Origin of the sequence: Aquibium sp. A9E412, assembly GCF_030398335.1 — a bacterium.
Taxonomy (GTDB): domain Bacteria; phylum Pseudomonadota; class Alphaproteobacteria; order Rhizobiales; family Rhizobiaceae; genus A9E412.
On the sequence record NZ_JAOAOP010000016.1, the window covers coordinates 29,447 to 52,662 of the forward strand.

At 73.1% G+C, this 23,216-nt stretch carries 20 protein-coding genes; 10 read left to right on the forward strand and 10 right to left on the reverse strand.

The genetic code is table 11. From position 1 onward, the window contains the following. Window positions 1-76 precede the first annotated feature (76 nt). From N1F89_RS08450 to N1F89_RS08460, 3 genes are all read right to left on the reverse strand, one after another. A complete protein-coding gene (locus tag N1F89_RS08450) occupies window positions 77-940 on the reverse strand; it encodes a patatin-like phospholipase family protein (RefSeq protein ID WP_290083390.1) in 864 nt (287 codons plus the stop codon). Window positions 941-1,094: 154 nt separating this feature from the next. Next, window positions 1,095-1,649 carry a 16S rRNA (guanine(966)-N(2))-methyltransferase RsmD gene (gene rsmD, locus N1F89_RS08455; RefSeq protein ID WP_290083330.1) on the reverse strand — a complete coding sequence of 185 codons (555 nt, stop codon included), beginning with the start codon at window positions 1,647-1,649 and terminating at the stop codon, window positions 1,095-1,097. A 3-nt stretch (window positions 1,650-1,652) separates the two neighbouring features. Next, window positions 1,653-3,356, reverse strand: coding sequence for a pseudouridine synthase (locus N1F89_RS08460; protein WP_290083331.1), 1,704 nt, complete (start codon window positions 3,354-3,356; stop codon window positions 1,653-1,655). A 190-nt stretch (window positions 3,357-3,546) separates the two neighbouring features. Between N1F89_RS08460 and N1F89_RS08465 the strand changes: the two genes are divergently transcribed. Further along, a complete protein-coding gene (locus N1F89_RS08465; RefSeq protein ID WP_290083392.1) occupies window positions 3,547-3,981 on the forward strand; it encodes a nucleoside deaminase in 435 nt (144 codons plus the stop codon). 222 nt (window positions 3,982-4,203) lie between these two features. Here N1F89_RS08465 and N1F89_RS08470 read toward each other — a convergent pair whose 3' ends face one another. From N1F89_RS08470 to N1F89_RS08490, 5 genes are all read right to left on the reverse strand, one after another. After that, window positions 4,204-4,851 (reverse strand): hypothetical protein, encoded by a 648-nt coding sequence (locus tag N1F89_RS08470; protein ID WP_290083333.1) that lies wholly within the window; start codon window positions 4,849-4,851, stop codon window positions 4,204-4,206. 254 nt (window positions 4,852-5,105) lie between these two features. Further along, a complete protein-coding gene (gene ileS / locus N1F89_RS08475) occupies window positions 5,106-8,084 on the reverse strand; it encodes an isoleucine--tRNA ligase (protein ID WP_290083334.1) in 2,979 nt (992 codons plus the stop codon). Between the two features lie 239 nt (window positions 8,085-8,323). Beyond that, entirely contained in the window at window positions 8,324-9,133 is an 810-nt protein-coding gene (locus tag N1F89_RS08480) for a MipA/OmpV family protein (protein WP_290083335.1), read from the reverse strand. 111 nt (window positions 9,134-9,244) lie between these two features. Beyond that, window positions 9,245-10,231: a bifunctional riboflavin kinase/FAD synthetase gene (locus N1F89_RS08485; RefSeq protein WP_290083337.1), complete on the reverse strand. Its 987-nt coding sequence runs from the start codon at window positions 10,229-10,231 to the stop codon at window positions 9,245-9,247. Window positions 10,232-10,234: 3 nt separating this feature from the next. Beyond that, the gene (locus tag N1F89_RS08490) at window positions 10,235-11,095 is read right to left on the reverse strand and encodes a TIGR01459 family HAD-type hydrolase (RefSeq protein WP_290083393.1); all 861 of its coding nucleotides are present in this window, start codon (window positions 11,093-11,095) and stop codon (window positions 10,235-10,237) included. A gap of 188 nt (window positions 11,096-11,283) precedes the next feature. On the opposite strand from N1F89_RS08490, the gene N1F89_RS08495 reads away from it, so the two are divergent. The 5 genes from N1F89_RS08495 (at window position 11,284) to hisG (ending at window position 18,316) form a co-directional block, all read left to right on the forward strand. After that, complete coding sequence (locus tag N1F89_RS08495) at window positions 11,284-12,525, forward strand: EAL domain-containing protein (protein ID WP_290083338.1); 1,242 nt, start codon at window positions 11,284-11,286, stop codon at window positions 12,523-12,525. Window positions 12,526-12,652: 127 nt separating this feature from the next. Then, window positions 12,653-14,569, forward strand: coding sequence for a TadE/TadG family type IV pilus assembly protein (locus tag N1F89_RS08500; protein ID WP_290083340.1), 1,917 nt, complete (start codon window positions 12,653-12,655; stop codon window positions 14,567-14,569). A gap of 213 nt (window positions 14,570-14,782) precedes the next feature. Then, on the forward strand, window positions 14,783-16,360 hold the full coding sequence (gene hisS, locus N1F89_RS08505) for a histidine--tRNA ligase (protein WP_290083342.1): 1,578 nt from the start codon (window positions 14,783-14,785) through the stop codon (window positions 16,358-16,360). 118 nt (window positions 16,361-16,478) lie between these two features. Beyond that, complete coding sequence (locus N1F89_RS08510; RefSeq protein WP_290083345.1) at window positions 16,479-17,612, forward strand: ATP phosphoribosyltransferase regulatory subunit; 1,134 nt, start codon at window positions 16,479-16,481, stop codon at window positions 17,610-17,612. Then, window positions 17,609-18,316, forward strand: a complete 708-nt coding sequence (hisG, locus tag N1F89_RS08515) for an ATP phosphoribosyltransferase (RefSeq protein WP_290083348.1) — start codon at window positions 17,609-17,611, stop codon at window positions 18,314-18,316. Before N1F89_RS08510 ends, hisG begins: the two co-directional genes overlap by 4 nt. 112 nt (window positions 18,317-18,428) lie before the next feature. Here the strand turns inward: hisG and rmuC are convergent, their stop codons facing one another. Next, window positions 18,429-19,706, reverse strand: a complete 1,278-nt coding sequence (gene rmuC, locus N1F89_RS08520) for a DNA recombination protein RmuC (RefSeq protein ID WP_290083350.1) — start codon at window positions 19,704-19,706, stop codon at window positions 18,429-18,431. 104 nt (window positions 19,707-19,810) lie between these two features. Here rmuC and def point away from each other — a divergent pair, with 104 nt between their 5' ends. The 4 genes from def (at window position 19,811) to truA (ending at window position 22,635) form a co-directional block, all read left to right on the forward strand. Then, complete coding sequence (gene def, locus N1F89_RS08525) at window positions 19,811-20,341, forward strand: peptide deformylase (protein WP_290083353.1); 531 nt, start codon at window positions 19,811-19,813, stop codon at window positions 20,339-20,341. Between the two features lie 84 nt (window positions 20,342-20,425). After that, window positions 20,426-21,361, forward strand: coding sequence for a methionyl-tRNA formyltransferase (gene fmt / locus N1F89_RS08530; RefSeq protein ID WP_290083355.1), 936 nt, complete (start codon window positions 20,426-20,428; stop codon window positions 21,359-21,361). After that, complete coding sequence (locus tag N1F89_RS08535; RefSeq protein WP_290083356.1) at window positions 21,358-21,858, forward strand: N-acetyltransferase; 501 nt, start codon at window positions 21,358-21,360, stop codon at window positions 21,856-21,858. Before fmt ends, N1F89_RS08535 begins: the two co-directional genes overlap by 4 nt. 6 nt (window positions 21,859-21,864) lie before the next feature. Further along, window positions 21,865-22,635 (forward strand): tRNA pseudouridine(38-40) synthase TruA, encoded by a 771-nt coding sequence (gene truA / locus N1F89_RS08540; RefSeq protein WP_290083358.1) that lies wholly within the window; start codon window positions 21,865-21,867, stop codon window positions 22,633-22,635. On the opposite strand, the gene N1F89_RS08545 is transcribed toward truA, so the two are convergent. Next, complete coding sequence (locus tag N1F89_RS08545) at window positions 22,616-23,215, reverse strand: transporter (RefSeq protein ID WP_290083360.1); 600 nt, start codon at window positions 23,213-23,215, stop codon at window positions 22,616-22,618. The genes truA and N1F89_RS08545 overlap by 20 nt on opposite strands. Window position 23,216 lies beyond the last annotated feature (1 nt).

Sequence of the window (23,216 nt, forward strand, 5' to 3'; positions counted from 1 at the left end):
CCACGTCGCCTGCGAACAGGTTATCCCCGCCGCGTTCGCGGACGGCGAACCGGAAACCACTTCGCCTGCAAACGCGTTATGCGATCACCCGCGGGTGGCGCTTCTCGTAGCGCGCGACTTCCTTCTCGACGGCGCGCTTGAGTTCGTCCTTGATCGAGGCGGTCTCGGCCAGCACGGCGTCGATCTTGAGGAAATCGAGCACGCGGAAGCGCGACACCGGCGGCTTGAGGAAGATGTGCGGCCGCTTGTGCTGCAGCTTGAGCGCGGTGATCGACTGCATCATGAGCTGGGTGGAGCCGAACATCAGGTCGACCGCGCTCGGCGGCCGCCGTGGGCTGAGCGTCGGCGCGCCCACCACGTCGATGGCGATCAGCAGATCGGCGTCGTTCTCGATCAGGTCGAAGGGGACCGGATTGTAGATGCCGCCGTCGATCAAAAGCCGGCCGTCGCGGCGCACCGGGCGGAACAGCGCGGGGATCGCCGCTGAGGCGGCGAGCGCGGAGCGCAGCTCGCCCGTCTGGAACACCGCCTGGCGGTGACCGAAATAGTCGGTCGCCAGCACCCGCAGCGGGGTCGACAGCTCCTCGAAGGTGGCCGGCAGGCGATCGGGCAGGAAGGACTGCAGGATGCGCTCGACGTTGAACTGGCCGAGCCGCAGCCCGCCCTCCATCATCTCGCCGAAGCTCGCCGGCCGCGCGCGCCAGACCCGGCCGGCCACCTCGGCGCGGCTGGCCAGCACCTTGCGGGCGTGGTCGCGGATGTCCTGGCCGGTCATGCCGCAGGCCATGCCGGCGCCCATGATGGCGCCGATCGAGGAGCCGGCGATCACCACCGGCCGGATGCCGAGCTCGTCGAGCGCCTCGATGACGTGGATGTGGGCGAGCCCGCGCGCGCCGCCGCCGCCGAAGGCGACGGCGAAGCTCGGACCGCCGGAGGACACCGGGCGGGGCCCGGGCGAGGGAACGGCCGGCTCCGGCCGCGCACGCTTGCTGCTCACGCTGATGCTCCGCTCCAGCTCATCGCCGCACGATCATGGGCGCGCGCGGGCCGGCGCGCAAGCGCCGCGGCCCGCTGCGGCGGCATCGCGGCCGCGCTCAGGCGCATTCGAAGAGGTGCATGGCGGTCTCGCCATAATCGCGCGTCTCGAGCCGGCGGAAGCCGTCGCCCGGATCGAGCGGAACGCCGGCCCGCTCCTCGACGACGCACAGCGCGCCCGGCGCCAGCCAGCCGCCGGCGCGCGCGGCCGCCAGTGCCAGCTCGGCCAGGCCGCGGCCATAGGGCGGGTCGGCGAGCAGCAGCGCGAAGGGCTGCAGCGTGCCGGCCTCGCCGAGCCGGGTGGCGTCGCGGCGGTAGATCTTGGTGCGGCCCTGCAGGCCGAACGCCTCGACGTTGGTGCGCAGCAGGGCGCGGCCGGCCGCGCTCTCCTCGACGAACAGGCAGAAGGTCGCGCCGCGCGACAGCGCCTCGAGGCCAAGCGCGCCGGTGCCGGCGAACAGGTCGAGCACGCGCGCGCCCCCCAGGCGGTCGGCGAAGCGGTGCGCCAGAACGTTGAACAGCGCCTCGCGCGTGCGGTCGGTGGTCGGCCGGATGGCCTCCGTCTTCGGCGCGGCGAGCGGCCGGCCGCGCAGGGTGCCGCCGACGATGCGCATCGCTCAGCGCCCGCGCGGCGGCTTGTTCGCCGGCCGGCCCCTGCCGCCGGCGGGTCGGCCGCCGCCGGCCGGCTTGCCGCCCCCGGGGCCGCCACGGGGACCGCCTGCGGGCTTGCCCTTGCCGCCGCCCGCTCCGCTGCGCGGCTTGCCGCCGGGCCTGCCCTTGTAGCCGCCGCCCTCGGACCTGCCCTTGTAGCCACCGGCGGCGCCCTCGGACCCGCCCTTGTAGCCACCGGCGCCGCCCTCGGGCCTGGCCTTGTAGCCGCCGGCGCCGGGCTTGCGCTCGCCCTCCGGCTTGCCCTTGTAGCCGCCGGCGGGACCGGTCCGGCCGGCGGCCGGCCGCGGCCCGCGCGAGGGCGACGGCTTGCCGCCCTTGCGCCCGGGCCCGGCGTCGCGGGCAGCCGGATCGCGGTCCGCGGGGCGGCCGCGCGGGCCGGCGCGTTCCTTCGCCTTGCCGGCAGGACCCGCGCGGTCCGGTGTCGCGGCGCGCGCGGGCGGGCGGCCCGGTCCGCGGGCGCGGCCGGTCTCCGGGCGCTCCGGCTCGGCCTGCGCCTTCGGCCCGGACGGACGGGCGCCCGGCGCCATCCAGACATTGGACGCGCGCGAGCGCGGCATCGCGGCCGGGCGCTCGGTCTCCCTGCCGCGCCGTGGCTCGCGCGGCGCGCCGGGCCGGGTCTGCAGCCGGCCGAGCGCCTCCTCGCGCTTCTGCTCGCGCCGGCGCTTGGCGTTCTGCGGCGGGCGCGACGGGCCGGCATCGCGCGCGGCGGCGCCGGCCGGCGGCGCGCTCCGCTCGCCGCCGCGCACCGGCCGGTTGGAGAACGGCGTGGCCACCGGCGCCTCGAAATTGGCACCCGCCTCGGCGACCAGCCGCTCGCCGAGCTGGTCGCGCAGCGTGCGCCCGCGCACCTCCTGCACGGCGCCCGACGGCAGCGCGCCGAGCTGGAACGGTCCGTAGGAGACGCGGATCAGCCGCGTGACGTCGAGGCCGAGCGCGCCGAGCACGTTCTTGACCTCGCGGTTCTTGCCCTCGCGCAGGCCGAGCGTCAGCCAGGCGTTGGCGCCCTGCTCGCGGTCCAGCGTCGCCTCGATGGCGCCGTAGTAGACGCCGTCGACGGCGATGCCCTCGGCGAGCGCGGCGAGCCGGTCGGGATCGACCCGGCCGTGCACGCGCACGCGGTAGCGCCGGAGCCAGCCGGTCTCCGGCAGCTCGAGCACGCGCGCGAGCCCGCCGTCGTTGGTCAGCAGCAGCAGCCCCTCGGTGTTCATGTCCAGCCGGCCGACGGTGATGAGGCGCGGCAGGTCGGGCGGCAGGAGGTCGAAGATGGTGCGCCGGCCTTCGGGATCGCGCGTCGTCGTCACGCAGTCGGTCGGCTTGTGGAACAGGAACAGCCGGGTGCGCTCGATGGCCGGGATCGGCGCGCCGTCGACCGCGATGCGGTCGTCGGGGCCGACGGTGACGGCCGGGGTGTCGAGCACGCGGCCGTTGAGCGTCACGCGGCCGGCCGCGATCATCGCCTCGGCGTCGCGGCGCGAGGCCACGCCGGCGCGCGCCAGCCGCTTGGCGATGCGTTCGCCGGCCGGCGCCGGGCCGGCCGGCACCGCGCCGGCGCCGCGCTTTGCGGCAGCCGCGTCGCGCCCGCCCCGCTTCGGGCCGGCCGGGCCGCGCTGCGGCTTTCGGGTCTTCCTGTCGTCTGTTCTGTCGGTCATGCGGTCATCGTTCGTCGCGCCGGGGGCGCCGAGGCTTGCCAGCGGCGGCCGGTATCCGGCATGGAGGAGCCGGTGCGGCGCGCCGCGGCGCATATGCCCGCACGCGGGCGGGCGGCGCGGTGGTAACAGGAAGCGAGGCGGCTTGCGAGTGAAATCGGCAACGAGCGGCGCGGCGGCGCGTCCGGGCTTCATGGCGGAGGCGCTCGCCGAAGCGCGGGCCGCCGCCGGGCGCGGCGAGGTGCCGGTCGGCGCGGTGGTGGTGCGCGACGGCACGGTGGTGGCGCGCGCCGGCAACCGCACGCGCGAGCTCGACGACCCGACCGCGCATGCCGAGATGCTGGCGATCCGGCAGGCCTGCGCGGCGCTCGGTGCCGAGCGGCTGGTCGGCGCCGATCTCTACGTCACGCTGGAGCCCTGCGCGATGTGCGCCGGGGCGATCTCCTTCGCCCGCATCCGCCGGCTCTATTTCGGCGCGAGCGACGCGAAGGGCGGCGCGGTGGAAAACGGGCCGCGCTTCTTCGACCAGCCGACCTGCCATCATGCGCCGGAGGTCTATGCGGGGATCGGCGAAGCCGAGGCGGCGCGGCTGCTCAAGAGCTTCTTCCGCGCCAGGCGGCAGGACTGACCGGCCGGTCCGCAGGCGCGCGGCCAGGCGGCACCACACGGCGGCGACCTGCTGCCGGCATGGCGCCGCATGCCACTGCATCGCGGATCGGCCTTGCCTCCTGTCTCGAGGCGTCCCGTCCGGATGCGTTCGGGACGGCGCAGGACTCGCCGGCTCGCCCGAGAGCGTTTCCAGGCGACGTGGAAACCGGTTCGCCGTCCGGAAACGCGTCAAAACAATGAGTTAGAGCCAGGGCACCAGGTCGCGCAAGCCCGTGCGGCCGTTCTTCTTGCGCGCCGCCGCCTTGGCGTCGCGCTCCTTGCGCCACTCGTCGACGCCGAGCTCGTCGGCCGGGGCGGAGGCCGCCGGCTGGCGATAGTCGGTCGGCGGCTCGCTCAGATAGCGGCGCTGGTCGGGGCTGCCCTGCCGGCTGGCGGCAAGGCGCTGCTGGAACGCCTGGCGCTGGCGAATGGTGTTCGACGGGTCGTTCGGGTTGGCGCCGACATACTGGTCGTCGCCGCGGGTGCGGCGCACCGAGGCCTCGCGCGTGCGCGGCAGGTCGTTGACGACGGCCGGCTCGAAATTGACGTTGTCGCGCTGCTCGGTCGCCTCGGCGCGGATGCGGGCGAGCCGCTCTTCCGGCGATTCGGGCCAGGCCGGGTTGCCGGCGCTGGCGATGTTGTCCTGCGGCGGCGGCAGCACCGCCGTCGACGGCGGCTTCACGATCTCCGGGCGCGGCGCGTAGACGATGCGCTCCTCGTTGTCGGGGCCGAGCGACAGAACGTCGGTCAGGTCCTCGAGGAGCTGCTGGTCGGCCGGCGTGCCGGTGCCGTAGGTCGGCGAACTGACGCAACCCGACAGCGCGAGGCCGGCGACGGCGACCGCAAGCACGGCTTGCGCGGCGCTGCGCCCTGATTTTGCGGAGCCCGTCATATCCACCCGATTACCCTTCCGGACCGTGTTCTGCTCGTTTGGCCACGTCCGTGCCCGGCGATGCCGCTTCGCCGCGGCGGGCACGGAGGGGCCATCCCCTCACCCGGCTGTCACCGAAAATTCTGGCGACATGATGACCGCCGGGCGCGCGCCGCTTGTAGCGCATGCGGCCGGCCGCGGCAACGCGGCCGGCCGATCACGATTTGCCCGTCTCAAAGACGGCCGAGGTCGCGCAGCTCGCGCAGCGCGGCCGCATCGCGCGCCGAGACCTCCGGGAACGCCGGATCGGAGCCGACATCCTCGGTGATGCGCCACGAGCGGGCGCACTTGCGGCCCTTGGCGAGCGCCGGCACCACCGCGACGCCGGCGACGTCGTCGAGCATGAAGGCACCGGCCGGCGGCGGCGCGTCGGTGATCTCGATGCCGCTGGTGATGCAGATCTCGGCCATGTCGCGGTCGGCGATCGCCGCGCGCAGCTCCGGCGCCGTGACGTGCACCACCGGCGCGGCCTCGAGCGAGGCGCCGATGCGCTTCTCGCGCCGCTCGACCTCGAGCGCGCCGGTGACCACGCGGCGCACCTGGCGCACCTTGCGCCACCTCTCCGCCAGCGCCTCGTCGCGCCATTCGGCGGGAATCTCGCGGAACTGCTCGAGATGCACCGACACCGCCTCCGGGCGCCGCTCCCGCCACGCCTCCTCCGTGGTGAAGGGCAGCATCGGCGCCAGCCACGTCACCAGCGCGTCGAACAGCGTGCCGACGACCTGCAGCGCCGCCCTGCGGCGCAGGCTCGACGGCGCGTCGCAGTAGAGCGTGTCCTTGCGCACGTCGAAATAGAAGGCCGACAGGTCGAGGGTCATGAAGTCGACCAGCGCGCGACTGACGCGCTTGAAGTCGAAGCCGTTATAGCCCTTGCGCACCACCGCATCGAGCTCGGCCAGCCGGTGCAGCATCAGCCGCTCGAGCTCCGGCATGTCGGCGACGGCGACCGTCTCGCCGGTCTCGTGCGCCAGCGTGCCGAGCATCCAGCGGATGGTGTTGCGCAGCTTGCGGTAGGCGTCGATGTTGGTCTGCAGCACGTTCTTGCCGAGCCGCTGGTCCTCCCAGTAGTCGGTGGTCATCACCCACAGGCGCAGGATGTCGGCGCCCGACTGGTTCATCACGTCCTGCGGCACGACCACGTTGCCGAGCGACTTCGACATCTTGCGGCCGTCCTCGTCCATGGTGAAGCCATGGGTGATGACCGTCTCGTAGGGCGCGCGGGCGCGCGTTCCGCAGCTTTCCAGCAGCGAGGAGTGGAACCAGCCGCGGTGCTGGTCGGAGCCTTCGAGATAGACGTCGGCCGGCCATTTGAGGTCGTCGCGGTCCTCCAGCGTGAAGACGTGCGTGGAGCCCGAATCGAACCACACGTCGAGGATGTCGGTGACCTGGTGCCAGGCGTCCGGGTCGTGATCGTCGCCGAGGAAGCGGACCTTGGCGCCCTCGGCGAACCAGGCGTCGGCGCCCTCGGCCTCGAAGGCCTCGAGGATGCGCCGGTTGACCGCCTCGTCCTTGAGGATGGCGCCCGTGTCGTCGGCGAACACGCAGATCGGCACGCCCCAGGCGCGCTGCCGCGACAGCACCCAGTCCGGCCGGTCCTCGATCATGGCGCGCAGCCGCGCCTGGCCGGCCGCCGGCACGAAGCGCGTCGCGTCGATCGCCGCCAGCGCCCGGCTGCGCAGCGTGTCGGGGCCGGTCGTGCCGGCCGCGCCCGCGGCGCGGCCGTAGCCGGCCAGGTCCTTGTCCATGTGGACGAACCACTGCGGCGTGTTGCGGAAGATCAGCGGCTTCTTGGAGCGCCAGGAATGCGGGTACTGGTGCTTCAGCCGGCCGCGGGCGAACAGCATGTCGCGCGCGATCAGCGCCTCGATCACCGCCTTATTGGCGTCGCCCTTCTTGCCGTTGTCGTCGATCACCCGCGCCGCGCCGCCCTGGCGGTCCGGGCCGAGGCCCGGCGCGTCCCGGGTGTAGCGGCCGGCGTCATCGACGGTGAAGGGGATGGCGGTGTCGATGCCGCGCGCCTCGAGCGCCTCGCGGTGGTCCATCCAGGCGTCGAAGTCGTCGCGGCCGTGGCCCGGCGCGGTGTGCACGAAGCCGGTGCCCGCATCGTCGGTGACGTGGTCGCCGGCCAGCAGCGGCACCAGGAAGCCGTAGCCGCCGCCGAGCCCGTAGAGCGGATGGCTGCAGACCATCGCCTCGAGCTCCTGCGGCGCCACCGCGCGCACGCGCTGCGCGGCGAGCCGGGCCTTGGCGAAGCACTCCTCGGCCAGCACGTCGGCCAGAAGCAGGCGCTCGCCGGGCTGCGGGCCGTAGTCGTTCTCGGCCTCGGTCACCGCGTAGAGGCCGTAGGCGATGCGCGGCGAATAGGAGACGGCGCGGTTGCCGGGGATCGTCCAGGGCGTGGTCGTCCAGATGACGACGTGCGCGCCCTCGAGATCCTCCGGCGCGGCGCTGCCGGGCGGCGCGGCCGGATTGCGCTTGAGCGGGAACTTGACCCACACCGTGTCGGATTCGTGGTCGTGGTACTCGACCTCGGCCTCGGCCAGCGCGGTGCGCTCGACCACCGACCACATCACCGGCTTGGAGCCGCGATAGAGCTGGCCCGACATGGCGAACTTCAGGAGCTCGCCGGCGATCCGCGCCTCGGCGTGGAAGGCCATCGTCAGATACGGGTCGTCGAAATCGCCGACCACGCCGAGCCGCTTGAACTCCTGCGTCTGCACGCCGATCCAGTGGGTGGCGAAGTCGCGGCACTCCTTGCGGAACTCGTTGACCGGCACCTGGTCCTTGTCAAGCCCCTTGGCGCGGTACTGCTCCTCGATCTTCCACTCGATCGGCAGGCCGTGACAGTCCCAGCCCGGCACGTAGTTGGAATCGAAGCCGCGCATCTGGAAGGAGCGCGTGATGACGTCCTTCAGCACCTTGTTGAGGGCGTGGCCGATGTGGATGTTGCCGTTGGCGTAGGGCGGGCCGTCGTGCAGCACGTAGCGCGGCCGGCCGCGCGCGTCGTCGCGCAGCTTGCGGTAGAGGTCGATCTCCTCCCAGCGCGCGACGATCTCCGGCTCCTTCTTGGGCAGGCCGGCGCGCATGGGAAAGTCGGTCTTCGGCAGGTAGAGCGTGGCGGAATAGTCGATCTTGTCAGCCGTTTCGGTCATCGTATCGCCGTGTCGGATGGCCGAAGCCGCGCGCGGCCCCGGCAATGTCTGTGGGATGTGCGGATGGGCGCACCAGGCGCAAGCGTCCCGACCCCTCCGGCGGCATCAGGCCGCCCGGCGGGCCGGGCCGGTAATTCGCAGCGTCAGCGGCGTGAAACGGTCATGCGCGCACATGGTCCGCGCCTTTTAGCCGAGCCGACCGGCCGAATAAAGGCCAAAGTCGCAAGGCCGCGCGGCCGTCAGAGCGAGAAGTCGAAGCGGTAGGTGGCCGAGACGCCGAGCAGGAACTGGTCGCGGGCACCGCGCTGGCGCACCAGGGTGGAGTCGGCGGCCGGGCCCATCAGCCGGCTGTACTCGCCGAACAGGCTGGTCGTCACCCGCTCGCTCGCCTGCCAGGTGACCGCACCGCCGAGACCGACGGCGCCGATGCCGCCGGCCGGCGCGTACACACCGAGACCGGAGGCGGCCGCCTCGGCGGCGCCGACGCCGTAATAGGCGTCGAAATAGTCGGCCGTCGCGGCCGAAAGCCGCGGCCCGCCCGACAGCCGCACGGTCGGCGTCACGTCGACGAAGGCGTCGGCGGCGAGGTCTGCGACCACCCCGTCATGGGCGCGGATGCCGCGGCGCAGCTCGCCGCGCAGGCGCAGCCAGCCGGTCGGGTAGACCTCGGCGAAGGCGCCGACCTCGGCGCCCCAGCGCACCGGGTCGAGGCCGGCGAGGTCCGGCGAATCGCCGGCATCGCGGCGAAACACGATCTTGCCGGTGGCGCCGACGCGCACGTCGCCGGTGTCGATGACGGCGATCGAGATGTTGTCGTTGCGCGAGGAGAAGCGCGTCACGGCGCCGGCGCGCGACAGCGAGACGAGCGGCTGGCCGCGGATCAGATAGTCGCGCGCGCCCGCGTAGTCGGGGGCGGTGAACACGGCAGCGCCCAGCGTGAGGTGCCAGTCGCCGGAGAACCACGCGCCGGGCTCGGCGCGCGCGCCGAGTGTGGCTGCGGCGAGCAGCGCACCGCCGGCCACCAGGCCGGCCACCTTGTTTCCGATCATGCTCTCTCCCCCGGGCTCGGACGCACACAGGCCCCACTGTCGGTCGAACCTAGCGCGGCGCGGTTAACGGCCCCTGCGGCGCAGCGTCGCAACCCGCGCCCCCTGCCCCGCTCAGCCGGCGAAGCAGATGCGCGCGTCGAGCGCCGACAGCGGCCGCACGTCGGACAAGAGCGCCCGCGCCTCGGCCTCGTCGATCCGCATCTGCGCGGTCAGCGCCTCCAGGTCGTCGAACTTCTCCTCGCCGCGCAGGAAGCCGAACAGCGACACCGTGCAGGTCTCGCCGTAGAGGTCGCCGGAAAAGTCGAACAGGAAGGTTTCGAGCAGCGGCCGGCCGTCGTCCTCGACCGTCGGCCGGCGGCCGAAGCTCGCCACGCCGTCGTGCAGGCTGCCGTCGGCGCGGCGCAGCCGCACCGCGTAGATGCCGTGGCGCAGCGCCGTCTCGGGGGCGAGCGCCATGTTGGCCGTGGGATAGCCCAGCGTGCGGCCGAGCCGGCGGCCGGCGGCCACCGTGGCCGCGACCGTGTAGCGGTAGCCGAGCAGGCCGGCCGCGCCGGCCGCGTCGCCCTCGGCCAGGCAGCCGCGGATGCGCGTCGAGGATATCACCGCGCCGCCCTCGTCGCAGAAGGCCTCGGCGAGCGACACGCCGAAGCCGTGCGCCCGGCCGGCCGCGGCAAGCTCGGCCGGGCCGCCGCCGCGCTCGCGGCCATAGTGGAAGTCGTAGCCGGTGACCGCGTGGGCGATGCCCAGGCCGCCGACCAGCACGTCGCGCACGAAGGCCTCGGGCTCGAGCGCCGCGAAGGCCCGGTCGAAGGGCTGCTCGACCACCGCGTCGAAGCCGAGCGCGGCGAGCAGCCGCGCCTTGGCGGGCGCCGGCGTCAGCCGGAACAGCGGCACGTGCGGCGCGAAGACGCTGCGCGGATGCGGCTCGAAGGTCAGCACCAGGGCGGGCAGGCCGCGCCCGCCGGCGATCGCCAGTGCCTCGTCGAGAACGGCGCGATGACCGCGGTGGACGCCGTCGAAATTGCCCACCGCGACGACCCCGCCGCGCAGGGTCTCGGGCAGGCCCGCGGCACCGGCGATGCGCGCGAACTCGCTCACGGTCTAGGCGAGCCGCGGGATCACGGCCGCCGGCATGAAGCCGTGCCCGGCCAGGAAGGCGGCCAGGCGCTCGGGCTCCGGCTCGGCGCCGTCGCCATATTCGCGCGCGTGGATGCCGGCGGTGACGAACAGCGCGTCGATGCCGGCGTTCACCGCGCCCTTGATGTCGGTCAGGATGCCGTCGCCGATGGCCAGCACCTCGCTGGCGGCGACCGGGCGGCCGATCAGCGCCTCGGCCTCGCGCAGTGCTGCCTCGTAGATCGGCCGGTGCGGCTTGCCGGCGATCATCGTGCGCCCGCCGAGCAGGCCGTAGTCGCGGGCGAGCGCGCCGGCGCACCAGATCAGCCGGTCGCCGCGCTCGACGACGATGTCGGGGTTGGCACAGATCATCGGCAGGTCGCGGGCGCGCAGCCGGGCGAGCAGCTCGGCATAGTCGTCCGGCGTCTCGCTGCGGTCGTCCTCGAGGCCGGAGCACACCACGCCCGCCGCCTCGAACTCCTCGACCAGCTCGACGTCGAGCCCGTCGAACAGCGGCAGGTCCATCTCCGGCCCGATATGGAAGACGCGGCGCGGACCCTCGGCGATCAGCGCGCGCGTCACGTCGCCCGAGGTGATCAGCTTGTCCCAGGCCTCGCACGGCACGCCGAGCGCGGCGAGCTGGCGTTCCACGGGCCCGTGCGGGCGCGGCGCGTTGGTGATGAGCAGCACCGTGCAGCCGGCCGCGCGCGCCCGCGCCAGCGCCGCGGTGGCCGCCTCGAAGGCGCCGATGCCGTTGTGCACCACGCCCCACACGTCGCACAGGATCACGGCATAGCGCTCGGCGATGCGGTCGAGCGTGGCAATGGTCTCCGGCCTGTCCGGCATCTGTGGCAAGATTGTCTCCCGTCGGCTGGGCTGCGGCTGCCGAACGGCGGCCGGCGCGGCGTGTCGGGATTAACCGAAGCGGTTCACCCTGTCACCAGCTTTCCCTTAACAGCATGGCCGGGGAATGCGAAAAGAAGGACGGACGGCGCCGGACGCGCTCGCGCTCCGGCGAAGCGGTGGGAGAGCCGATGGAACGGGCAGCAGCGCTGGTCGCGACCCTCGCCTTGCTCGGCGCGGCAGCCGCGCTGTGGACCGGCGCGCTGCCGGAGACGACGCGCGCCTGGCTCGCCGGGCTGGCGCTCGCGCCGCTCGTGCTCGTCGCGGCACTGGCGCTGGCGCTGGCCGCGCTGGCGCTCGCCTGGCGGGCGATGCGCCGCACCGAGGCGATGCGCCGCCAGCTCGTCGTGGTCACCCGCTCGCTCGACGGCGCGCTCGGCGAGATCGAGCGACGCAGCGGCCGCGACGCCGCCTCGCTCGACGAGCTCAACCGCGCGATGGCGCGCGAGATGGGCGCGCTGAAGGCGCGGCTCGGCGCCGCGCCCGCCACACCGGCCGAGGCGGCGCCCGCCGCGGCGCCCGAGCCGGCGCCCGGCGCGGCGACGGCGGCGGCCGACGACAGCAACGTGATCTTCCATCCGGCAACGCTCAGGCGGGCAGCCGCGGCCGAGCCCGCAGCAACGTCGGAGGCGGCGTCCGGCGGGGCCGAAACCGCGCTCGCCGCCGCACTCGAGGCGGGCAGCGTGGAGGTCAGCCTCGAGCCGGTGATCTCGGTGACGAGCGGCGAGACGGCGGCCTACGAGGTGCTGGCGCACGTGCCGGGCACGGACGGCGACGCCCGCGACCTGCGCCGGCCGGCCGCCGGCGACGGGCTCGATCCGGCCCGCTTCGAGCGCGTGCTGATCGCCTCCGTCATCGCCGGCGCGCGGCGCCACCTCGGCGCGGCGGCCGAGCGCACGCCCTTCCACGTGCCGGTGTCGCAGGCGCTGCTGGCGGGCGGCGCGGAGACCGACTGGCTCGCCGAGACGCTCGCGGTGCATCCCGAGGTCGCGCGCTCCTTCGTGCTGTCGCTGCCGGCGACGGCCTTCGACGAGGCGGAGGCCTTGCGCGGCGCGCTCCGGCCCTTCCTGCAGGCGGGCGGCGGGCTCGCCGTCGAGGACTGGCCCGGCGCGCCGGACGCGGCGGCGCTGCGCGCGGCCGGCGTCACGCATGTCAAGCTTCCGGCCGGGCGGCTGCTGGCCGACCGGCAGGAGGCGATCGAGGCGGCACAGGCCGCCGGTCTCGCCCTGGTGGCGCAGGACGTGCGCAGCGACGCGCAGGCGATGGCGCTGATCGACCTCGGCGTCGAGCTGATGTGCGGGCCGCGCTTCTCGCTGCCGCGCCGGGTGAAGCCCTATCCGGGACCGCGCAGCGAGCCGCGCCAGCGCATGTGAAGCCGGCGCGGCGGCGGCTTGGTTAAGGCGCGATGAACCGGCCGCGGCGTATTGTCGGCCCGCGGGAACGCCAAATTAAGGGGTCTGTGCCACGGTGCATCCGGCAATTCAGGCTTGGGTGCACTCGATGTTTCGCAGATTCTGGCAGGACAGACGCGGCAACTACATGCTCCTCACGGCGGCAGCGATCGTGCCGATCATGGGCGCTCTGGCCATCGGCATCGACTATGCCGAGATGACGCGGCAGCGCCAGGCGACGCTCAACGCGCTCGACGCCGCCGGCATCGCCACCGCGCGCCGGGTGATCGAGGGGGCGAGCGAAGCGGAGCTGGTCACCTACGCCAACGACTTCTTTCTGGCCAATCTCGGCCCGGTCGACCCGGAGAACGCCACGCTCCAGGTCGTCCTGCCGCAGAACAACACCGGCGGCGGGACGCTGGAGCTGACCGCCGAGCTCAACTACAAGCCCTACTTCCTGCCCGCCTTCCGCGCCCTGATGAAGCCCGGCTTCGACGCCGGCTCGGCCAATGTCGACTTCACCGCCCGCTCGGAGGTGCGGCTGAAGAACACGCTCGAGGTGGCGCTGGTGCTCGACAACTCCGGCTCCATGGACTACCGCGGCTCGGGCTCGGGCAACAAGCGCATCGACCTGCTCAAGGATGCGGCCAAGCAGCTCGTCGACACCATCGCCGCGCAGGGCGCGCAGATGAAGCAGGTGCCCAAGCCGGTGCAGTTCGGCCTGGTGCCGTTCGCCGCCTCCGTCAACGTCGGGGCCGACAAGGCGACAGAGAGCTGGATGGACACCAAGGGCGTGTCGCCGATCCATCACGAGAACTTCGACTGGACGACGATGACCGGCCAGAAGCGGGTGCAGCTTTCCGGCGGCATGTACGTCAAGAAGGGCGACGACTGGGGCGACGAGGAGAACGAGATCGTCAGCCGCTTCACGCTGTTCGACGAGCTGACGCGCGTCACCGGCCAGGAGTGGAGCGGCGGCCAGGAGAAGGTGTGCAAGCTGTGGTGGCGCGGCAGCTGCTACTGGTGGGACTGGGAAGACACCGGCGAGTGGACCTACACCTACGGCAGCTATGCGAGCTGGCAGGGCTGCGTGGAGGCCCGGCCGCACCCCTATGACAAGACCGACACGCCGCCCAGCGCGGCCACGCCGGCCACACTGTTCGTGCCGATGTTCGCGCCCGACGAGACCGACCTGAAGGACGGCTCCGGCCGGCGCGCCAACGGCGACTGGTGGCCCGACATGCTGGGCGGCTCGCACAACGACAAGCGCCAGGCCTACATGCCGAAATACTTCGCGCCGGCGCCCGACGGCACCGCGCCGGCCGGTGCCGGCCAGGGGCCGAACGCGAGCTGCACGACCGAGCCGATCACGCCGCTCAAGGACGTCAGCAAGACGGCCGGCCTCAACGAGATCAAGGGGGCGATCGACGCCATGGCGCCGAACGGCGCGACCAACGTGCCGCAGGGCATCGCCTGGGGCTGGCGCGTGGTGTCGGGCGGCGAGCCCTTCACCGAGGGCCGGCCGGACAGCGAGAAGGGCAACGACAAGGTGGTGATCGTGCTGACCGACGGCGCCAACACCTACTACACGCCCGGCTCGCTGGGCTACAACGACCTGGCCGGCAACAAGTCGACCTATTCGAGCTACGGCTACACCGGCCGCGTCCAGCCGGGCGAGACGGCGACGCGGCTGTTCATGGGCACCGGCAGCGACGTCGGCAAGTCGGACTTCTCCAACGGCAACTATTCCGACGCGCTGAACGAGCAGATGACGGCGTTGTGCACCAATGCCAAGGACTCCGGCGTCATCATGATGACGGTGTCGCTCGACCTGTCGACGAGCGACAACGCGGAGAAGAAGCAGATCGCGGCGCTCAAGGAATGCGCCTCCTACTCGCGCTTCCGCAAGGACCCGGACGACCCCTCGAAGCCGGCCAAGCTCTACTGGAACGCCACCGGCTCCGATCTCGCCGACAAGTTCAAGGAGATCGCCGACGAGCTGTCCAACCTGCGCATCGTCAGCTAGAGCGTTTCCAGGCGAGGTGGACACCGGTTCGCCGTCCGCAAACGCGGCAAGACAACAAATCGGAGCCGATCTGCAATTCCATGAAGAGCAGATCGGCCCGAGCCGGGCCGGGGCGAAGCGCGGCGGCGCCCTTGCCGCTCCAGACCATATCGGCTAGGTAACGCGCGCCCCGCTCCGGGGCGCGTTTTCTTTCGTCCCGACAACGGTTTTCTCATGGCGCACAGGACCGACAAGGTGAAGGCACGGCTGCCGCGCGGCCTGGTCGACCGCGGCCCCGACGACATCCGCGCCGTCGAGGCGATGCTGCGCACCATCGCCGGCGTCTACGAGCGCTACGGCTTCGACCCGGTCGAGACGCCGCTGATCGAGTACACCGAGGCGCTCGGCAAGTTCCTGCCCGACCAGGACCGGCCGAACGAGGGCGTGTTCTCCTTCCAGGACGACGACGAGCAGTGGCTGTCGCTGCGCTACGACCTGACCGCGCCGCTGGCGCGCTACGTGGCGGAGAACTTCGAGCGGCTGCCCAAGCCCTACCGCAGCTACCGCACCGGCTGGGTGTTCCGCAACGAGAAGCCGGGACCCGGCCGCTTCCGCCAGTTCATGCAGTGCGACGCCGACACGGTGGGCACGCCGGGCGTGGCGGCCGACGCCGAGATGGCGATGATGATGGCCGACGTGATGGAGGCGCTCGGCATCGCCCGCGGCGACTACGTCATCCGCGTCAACAACCGCAAGGTGCTCGACGGCTACATGGCGAAGGCCGGGCTCATTGGCGAGGCAAATGCAGGCCGGCGCTTACAGGTGCTCCGAGCGATCGACAAGCTAGACCGGCTTGGAGCGGATGCTGTTCGTGAACTGATGGGTCCAGGCCGGCTTGATGAATCGGGCGATTGGACACCCGGAGCCAACCTATCGGTTGAGCAAATCGAAATCTTCTTCCGCGCCATGCTCTCTGGTTCCGTAACACACTATAGCCCGGCGACAACTGAAGGTTATGAGCACGGCCTACGAAGCTTTGACGGTATTCCTCACGTCGCCGACTACGACGGACTTGAAAAGCTGGCCGCCGATTTGGCAACGACCGAATCCGGCAGCGAGGGCGCACGTGAATTGCAGGAGATGGCTGCTGTTTTCGATGCATGTGGCTATCGCGACCGCATAGACATCGACCCCTCCGTGGTGCGCGGCCTGGAATACTACACCGGCCCCGTCTACGAGGCCGAGCTTCTGGCCGAGATCCCCAACGAGGAGGGCCGCATCGTGCGCTTCGGCTCGGTCGGCGGCGGCGGCCGCTACGACGGGCTGGTCTCGCGCTTCCGCGGCGAGCCGGTGCCGGCGACGGGCTTTTCTATCGGCGTGTCGCGGCTCGCCACCGCGCTCAAGAATCTCGGCAAGCTGCCGGCGGCCGACGGCGCCGGCCCGGTGGTCGTTCTGGCCATGGACCGCGATCCGCAGAGCCTCGGCCGCTACCAGCGCATGGTCGGCGCGCTGCGCGCCGCCGGCATCCGGGCGGAGATGTATCTCGGCGGCGCCGGCATGAAGGCGCAGATGAAGTATGCCGACCGGCGGGCGAGCCCGTGCGTCGTCATCCAGGGCGGCGACGAGCGCGAGCGCGGCGAGGTGCAGATCAAGGACCTGGTCGAGGGCAAGCGGCTGTCGGCCGAGATCGCCGACAACGTGACCTGGCGCGCGCAGCGTCCGGCGCAGGTCTCGGTCGCCGAGGACCGGCTGGTCGACACCGTGCGCGACATCCTCGACGCCCAGGCGGCGGACCGCGCGCGGGGCGCGTGACGGCCGTGTGCAGCCTCTCCCTGGCCAGGGTTCGGTGCCGAAGAGCGCCGGCGCCCGCCCCCCGTGCCAGGGCAACGGCCGGCAAGCCAGAGGGGGGACGCACGGCCCCCGCGCCGGCATGAGCCCGCGCTACCCCGCCTTCGCGCCGGACATCCTGGCGCATCTTCGCGAGCGCGGCGCGCCGCCGGTCGAGCTGCCGGTCATCCAGCCGGCCGACCCGTTTCTCGACATGGCCGGCGAGGACCTGCGCCGGCGCGTCTTCCTGACCGAGAGCGAGAGCGGCGAGGCGCTGTGCCTGCGGCCGGAGTTCACGATTCCCGTGTGCCGCGACCACATCGAAAGCCGCGCCGCCACGCCGCGCCGCTACGGCTATCTCGGCGAGGTGTTCCGGCAGCGCCGCGCCGGCGGCAACGAGTTCTACCAAGCCGGCATCGAGGATCTCGGCGACGCCGACATTGCGGCCGCGGACGCGCGCTCGCTGGCCGACGCGCACGGCCTGCTCGAGCGGCTGCTGCCGTCCGCCCGACTCGCGGTGACGCTCGGCGACCAGGCGATGTTCGAGGCGGTGCTGGCCGCGCTCGGCCTGCCGCCCGGCTGGCAGACCAAGCTGACGCGCGCCTTCGGCTCGCCGGACAAGCTCGCCGACGCGCTGGCCGAGCTCGCCGACCCGCCGGCCGCCGCGCCGCTGCCGCGGCCGGTGGCGCGGCTGGTGGCCGCCGGCGACGAGGCGGCGCTGACGGCGCATGTCGGCGAGGCGATGGAGGCTGCCGGCCTGTCGCCCAGCGCCGGCCGCACGCCGCAGGAGATCGCGCAGCGGCTGATCGAGCGCGCGCAGCTCGCCAGCCTGCGCATCGCCGACGGCGCGCTCGCCGCGCTGCAGACCTATCTTGCCATCCGCGCGCCGCTCGACCGGGCGGCCGACGCGCTCGCCGGCTTCGCCGACGAGGCCGGGCTGGTGCTCGACGACGCCATCGCCGCCTTCGCCGGCCGCGCGGCGGCGATCGCCGGGCACGGCCTGCCGGACGGCGCGATCGCCTTCGACGCCGCCTTCGGCCGGCCGCTCGACTACTACACCGGCTTCGTCTTCGAGATCGCGCTGCCGGACGGCGCGGACGGCGCGGCCCGGCCGCTCGCCGGCGGCGGCCGCTACGACCGGCTGCTGACGCTGCTCGGCGCGCCGCAGCCGATCCCCGGCGTCGGCTTCTCGGTCTGGCTCGACCGGGTGGAGCGCCACTGGGAGCGGCCGCGATGAGCGTGACGATCGCCCTGCCCTCCAAGGGCCGGCTCAAGGAGGACGCGCTGGCCGCGCTCGCCGCGGCCGGCCTCACGGTCGAGGCGCCGCAGGACGCCCGGCGCTACAGCGCCCGCGTCGCCGGCTTCGACGGGCTGGAGGTTGCCTTCCTGTCGGCCTCCGAGATCGCCCGCGAGCTCGGCCGCGGCGCCGTCGACCTCGGCGTCACCGGCGAGGACCTGGTGCGCGAGACGATCGCCGGCTGGTCGGACAAGGTCGAGATCGCTGCCCGGCTCGGCTTCGGCCGCGCCGACGTGGTGGTGGCCGTGCCCGACGTGTGGTTCGACGTCGCCACGATGGCCGACCTCGACGACGTGGCGGCCGAGTTCCGCCACCGGCACGGCCGGCGGCTCAGGATCGCCACGAAATACTGGCGGCTGACGCAGCAGTTCTTCTCGCAGAAGCACGGCATCCAGGTCTATCGCATCGTCGAGAGCCTGGGCGCCACCGAGGGCGCGCCGGCGGCCGGCTCGGCCGACGTCATCGTCGACATCACCTCGACCGGCGCGACGCTCGCCGCCAACCACCTGAAGGTGCTCGACGACGGCGTCATCCTGCGCTCGCAGGCCTGCCTGGTCGCCGCCCGGCAGCCGCGCGCGGAGGCCGACGCCGCGCTGGTGGCCGAGGTCGCCGGCCGCCTCGCCGGCAACGCGCCGCAAGGCTAGGGCGTTTCCAGGCGACGGATACCGCTTCGCCGTTCGCAACCGCGTCGAAACAACACGGTCGAGCCGATCTGCGCGCAGGCAAAAGGCAGCACGGCTCCGGAGGCCGTCGCGCCTACTCCTCGTCGACCAGCCTGAGGCGCAGCGAGCCGGTCGTCGTCTCGGCCGCCGCCGGGCGCCGCTCGCGCGCGGTCTCCTTGCCGGCGGCCTTGTCGGACGACCGGTCGGCGGGCGCCGCCAGCCGCTCGCCCTCGCTCTCGCCGCCGAGCTCGAGCGCCTCGATGCGGGCGCCGCGCTTGACGACCTTGTCGGTCGAGGTGAGGATCATGTCGACGTCCTTGTTGGCCTGCTGGAAGTGCTGCTGCAGCTTGCGCACGCGGTCGTCGAGCCGGCCGACATCGGCCATCAGCCGCACCACCTCGGCCTGGATGAGATGCGCCTGCTCGCGCATGCGCGCGTCCTTCAGCACCGCCTGGATGACCTGGATCGACAGCATCAACAGCGACGGCGAGACGATGACGACGCGCGCCCGGTGCGCCTTCTGCACCAGCGCCTCGTAGTTCTCGTGGATCTCGGCGAAGATCGATTCCGAGGGCACGAACATGAAGGCGGTGTCCTGCGTCTCGCCGGTGATCAGGTACTTCTCGGCGATCGCCTTGACGTGCACCTCGACGTCGCGGCGGAAGGCCTGCTGCGCGGCCTTGCGCGCCTCGCCGCCCTCGCCCTCCTCCGCCGCGCGGATGGCGTGCCAGGATTCGAGCGGGAACTTGGCGTCGATGACGAGCGAGGGGGCGCCGTTGGGCATGCGCACCACGCAGTCGGGCCGGCTGTTGTTGGAAAGCGTCGCCTGGAAGCTGTAGGCGTGGTGCGGCAGCCCGTCGGCGATGATCGCCTCCATGCGCGACTGGCCGAAGGCGCCGCGCGTCTGCTTGTTGGCCAGGATGTGCTGGAGCTGCACCACCTGGCCGGCGAGCGCCTGGATGTTGCCCTGCGCGGTGTCGATCACCGCCAGCCGCTCCTGCAGCTTGGCCAGGTTCTCGTGCGTCGACCTGGTCTGCTCGCTGATCGAGCTGCCGATGCGCGTCGACAGCCCGTCGAGCCGCTCGCCGAGCGTGCGGGCGAGCTCCGACTGGCGGCTGCCGAGCAGCTCGGCCATGCTGCCGATGCGGCCCTGCATCTCGGCCTGGGCGCGGGCGATCTCGGCCATCCGCGCCTCCGCCTCGCGCGCCCGGGCATCGGCCGCCGCCGCGCGCGCGGCCTGGCCGCGCCACAGCGCGGCGACCGCGACGAGGACGAGCAGCGCGCCGCCGAACAGCACCGCGTGGCCGAGCGTGACGGTGGCGCCGCCGAGCGTGGCGAGCGGCGTGGCGAACAGCGCGGAAAGATCGGTCATCGTCGCAGCCTAGACGATTCGCGCCGCGCCTATAAGACCAAAAGGGGAACAGGCCGCGCGCACGGCGAGTTGACGCCGCGCGGGCGAGCGACTACCTGACGCGCATGGCCATCCGTCCCCTCGTCATCCTGCCCGATCCCGTCCTGCGCCAGGTCTCCCGGCCCGTCGAGCGCGTCGACGACGCCGTGCGTGCGCTCGCCGACGACATGCTGGAGACTATGTACGACGCGCCGGGCATCGGCCTGGCCGCCATCCAGATCGGCGAGCCGCTGCGCATGCTGGTCATCGACGTGGCGGGCAAGGAGGAGGAGCCGGCGCCGCAGGTCTTCATCAACCCCGAGATCGTCGCCAGCAGCGATGCCGTGAACGTGCACGAGGAAGGCTGCCTGTCGATCCCCGACTACTACGCCGACGTCGAGCGGCCGGCCGGCGTGACGGTGCGCTATGTCGACCGCGCCGGCGAAAGCCGCGAGCTCGTCGCCGACGGCCTGCTCGCCACGGCGCTGCAGCACGAGATCGACCACCTCAACGGCGTGCTGTTCATCGACCACATCTCCAAGCTCAAGCGCGACATGGTGGTGCGCCGCTTCCGCAAGCTGGCGCGCGATCGCCAGCCGGCGCGTCTGGTCGGCTGAGGCCGCGGCCCTTGACCGGGCGGCGGCGAGCGGCTTGAAGCGGATCGGGGCCGCCGGCCCCGAACCCGCAAGGAACCCGTCGCGATGCCGCTTCGCCTGATCTTCATGGGCACGCCCGACTTCGCCGTGCCGACGCTCGAGGCGCTCGCCGCGGCCGGCCACGCGATCGCCGCCGTCTACACCCAGCCGCCGCGCGCCGGCGGCCGGCGCGGCCTCGCCGCCACCCCTTCGCCGGTGCAGCAGGCGGCCGAGCGGCTCGGCCTGGCCGTGCGCACGCCGGTTTCGCTCAAGGCGCCGGAGGAGCAGCGGGCCTTCGCCGGGCTGGCGGCCGACGCCGCGGTGGTGGTCGCCTACGGGCTCATCCTGCCGGCACCGATCCTCGCCGGCACCCGGCTCGGCTGCTACAACGGGCATGCCTCGCTGCTGCCGCGCTGGCGCGGCGCCGCGCCCATCCAGCGCGCCGTGATGGCCGGCGACGCGGAGACCGGCATGATGGTCATGAAGATGGACGAAGGCCTCGACACCGGACCGGTGGCGCTCGCCGAGCGCGTGGCGATCGGGCCGGACACCACCGCCGGCGAGCTGCACGACCGGCTGATGCAGGTCGGCGCCGGGCTGATGGTCGAGGCAATGGCCCGGCTCGAGGCCGGCACGCTGACGCTGGCGCCGCAGCCGGCCGACGGCGTCACCTACGCGGCCAAGATCGCCAAGGGCGAGACGCGCATCGACTGGAGCCTGCCGGCCGGCCGCGTGCACGACCATGTGCGCGGGCTGTCGCCGGTGCCGGGCGCCTGGGCGCCGATGCCGCTCGGCGGCCGCGACGAGCGCGTCAAGGTGCTGCGCACGGCGCTTGCCGGCGGTGCCGGGCCGGCCGGCGCGGTGCTCGACGCCGCGCCGACGGTCGCCTGCGGCGACGGCGCGGTGCGGCTGGTCGAGGTGCAGCGTGCCGGCGGCCGGCCGGTCGCCGGCGACGCCTTCATGCGCGGCGCGGGCCTGCAGGCGGGAGCGCGCCTGCCATGAGCGCCGTCGTCATCCGCGAAGAGACGCCGCAGGACCGTCCCGCCGTGCTCGCCATGCTGCGGCGGGCCTTCGCCGGCCCGCACGAGGCGGCGCTGGTCGAGCGGCTGACGGCCGACGGCGACGTCGTCCTGTCGCTGGTCGCCGAGCGGCACGGCGACATCCGCGGCCACATCCTGTTCTCGCGCCTGACCGTCGAGACGCCCGCCGGCCGCGCCGCCGCCGTGGCGCTGGCGCCGCTCCCGGTCGACCCGGACCACCAGCGCGAGGGCATCGGCGGAATGCTGATCGACGAAGCGCATCTCCGGCTCGAGACGGCCGGCGAGACGCTGATCCTGGTGCTCGGCGATCCCGCCTATTACGGCCGCTTCGGCTACAGCCATGCGCGCGCGGCCGGCTTCGACAGCGCCTTTCAGGGCGCGGCGCTGCAGGCGCGCGCGACCGGCGAGGCGCCGCAGGCCGGCCGGCTCGTCTACGCCGCCGCCTTCCAGGCGCTCTGACCGGCAATGCCGCGCTTCCGCCTGACGATCGAGTATGACGGCACCGGCTTCTGCGGCTGGCAGCGCCAGGCCGGCCAGCCCTCGGTGCAGCAGGCGCTCGAGGAGGCGATCGAACGCTTCTGCGGCGAGACGGTGCGGCTGCGCGGCGCCGGGCGCACCGACACCGGCGTGCACGCGCTCGGCCAGGTTGCGCATGTCGACCTCGCCCGCGACTGGCCGGCCGATACCGTGCGCGACGCGCTCAACGCCCATCTGTCGATGGCCGGCGCGGCGGTGAGCGTCCTGGCGGCCGCACCGGCGGCCGGCGATTTCGACGCCCGCTTCTCCGCCACCGCCCGGCACTATCTCTATCGCATCCTCAACCGCCGCGCGCCGGCCGCGCTGGCGCGCGGCCGGGTTTGGCACGTCGCCCGCCCGCTCGACGCCGCGGCCATGCAGGCCGCCGGCCAGGCACTGGTCGGCCTGCACGACTTCACCACCTTCCGCTCGGTGCAGTGCCAGGCCAGGAGCCCGCTCAAGACGCTCGACCGGCTGGAGGTGACGCGTGCGGGCGACGAGATCCTGGTGCGCGCCTCGGCGCGCTCGTTCCTGCACAACCAGGTGCGCTCGATGGTCGGCACGCTGAAGCGCGTCGGCGAAGGCGCCTGGAGCCGGGCCGACGTGGCCGCCGCCCTCGCCGCCCGCGACCGCGCGTCCTGCGGCCCGGTGGCGCCGCCGCAGGGGCTCTACCTCGTGGCGGTCGACTACGGCGACGCCGTCACGCCGGCACCGGCGTGAGACCGAACAGGCCCTGCAGCGCGAACAGGACGGCGAGCGACAGGCCGAGCATGCCGAAATAGACGCCGGCGGCCACGCCGGTGCCGCGGTCGATGGCGATCACCGTCAGCCGCCACAACAGCACCATCGACAGCGCGAACAGACCGAGCGACAGGAGAGCGGCGAACCCTTCGGTCGCCGGAAAGGCAAGCCGCAGCAGGGCCGGCGGCAGGGTGATCCACACCAGGATCACCGAGGCCCAGTTGGAGGCCACGACATAGGGCACGAAGCGGTCGCCGATGCCGAGCGGTCCGGAAACGGCGGCCAGCACGGCCAGCGGCACGATCCAGGAGCCGAGGTCGATGACCGCCAGGCGCAGCGCCACCGCGACGGCGGCGCCGGCGCCGGCATCGGCCGGCACGAACTCGTGCAGCACCGACACCCAGCCGATCGCCAGCGCCGGCAGCGCCACGACGATGGCGAAGAAGGAATTCCAGAAGCCGTCGGCCGAAAGGTCGAGCCGGCGCATGCCGTCCGGCCGGCCGGTCATCACCTGCCACACGCCGCCCAGATAGCGCTGGATATCGTCGGCCGGGGGCACG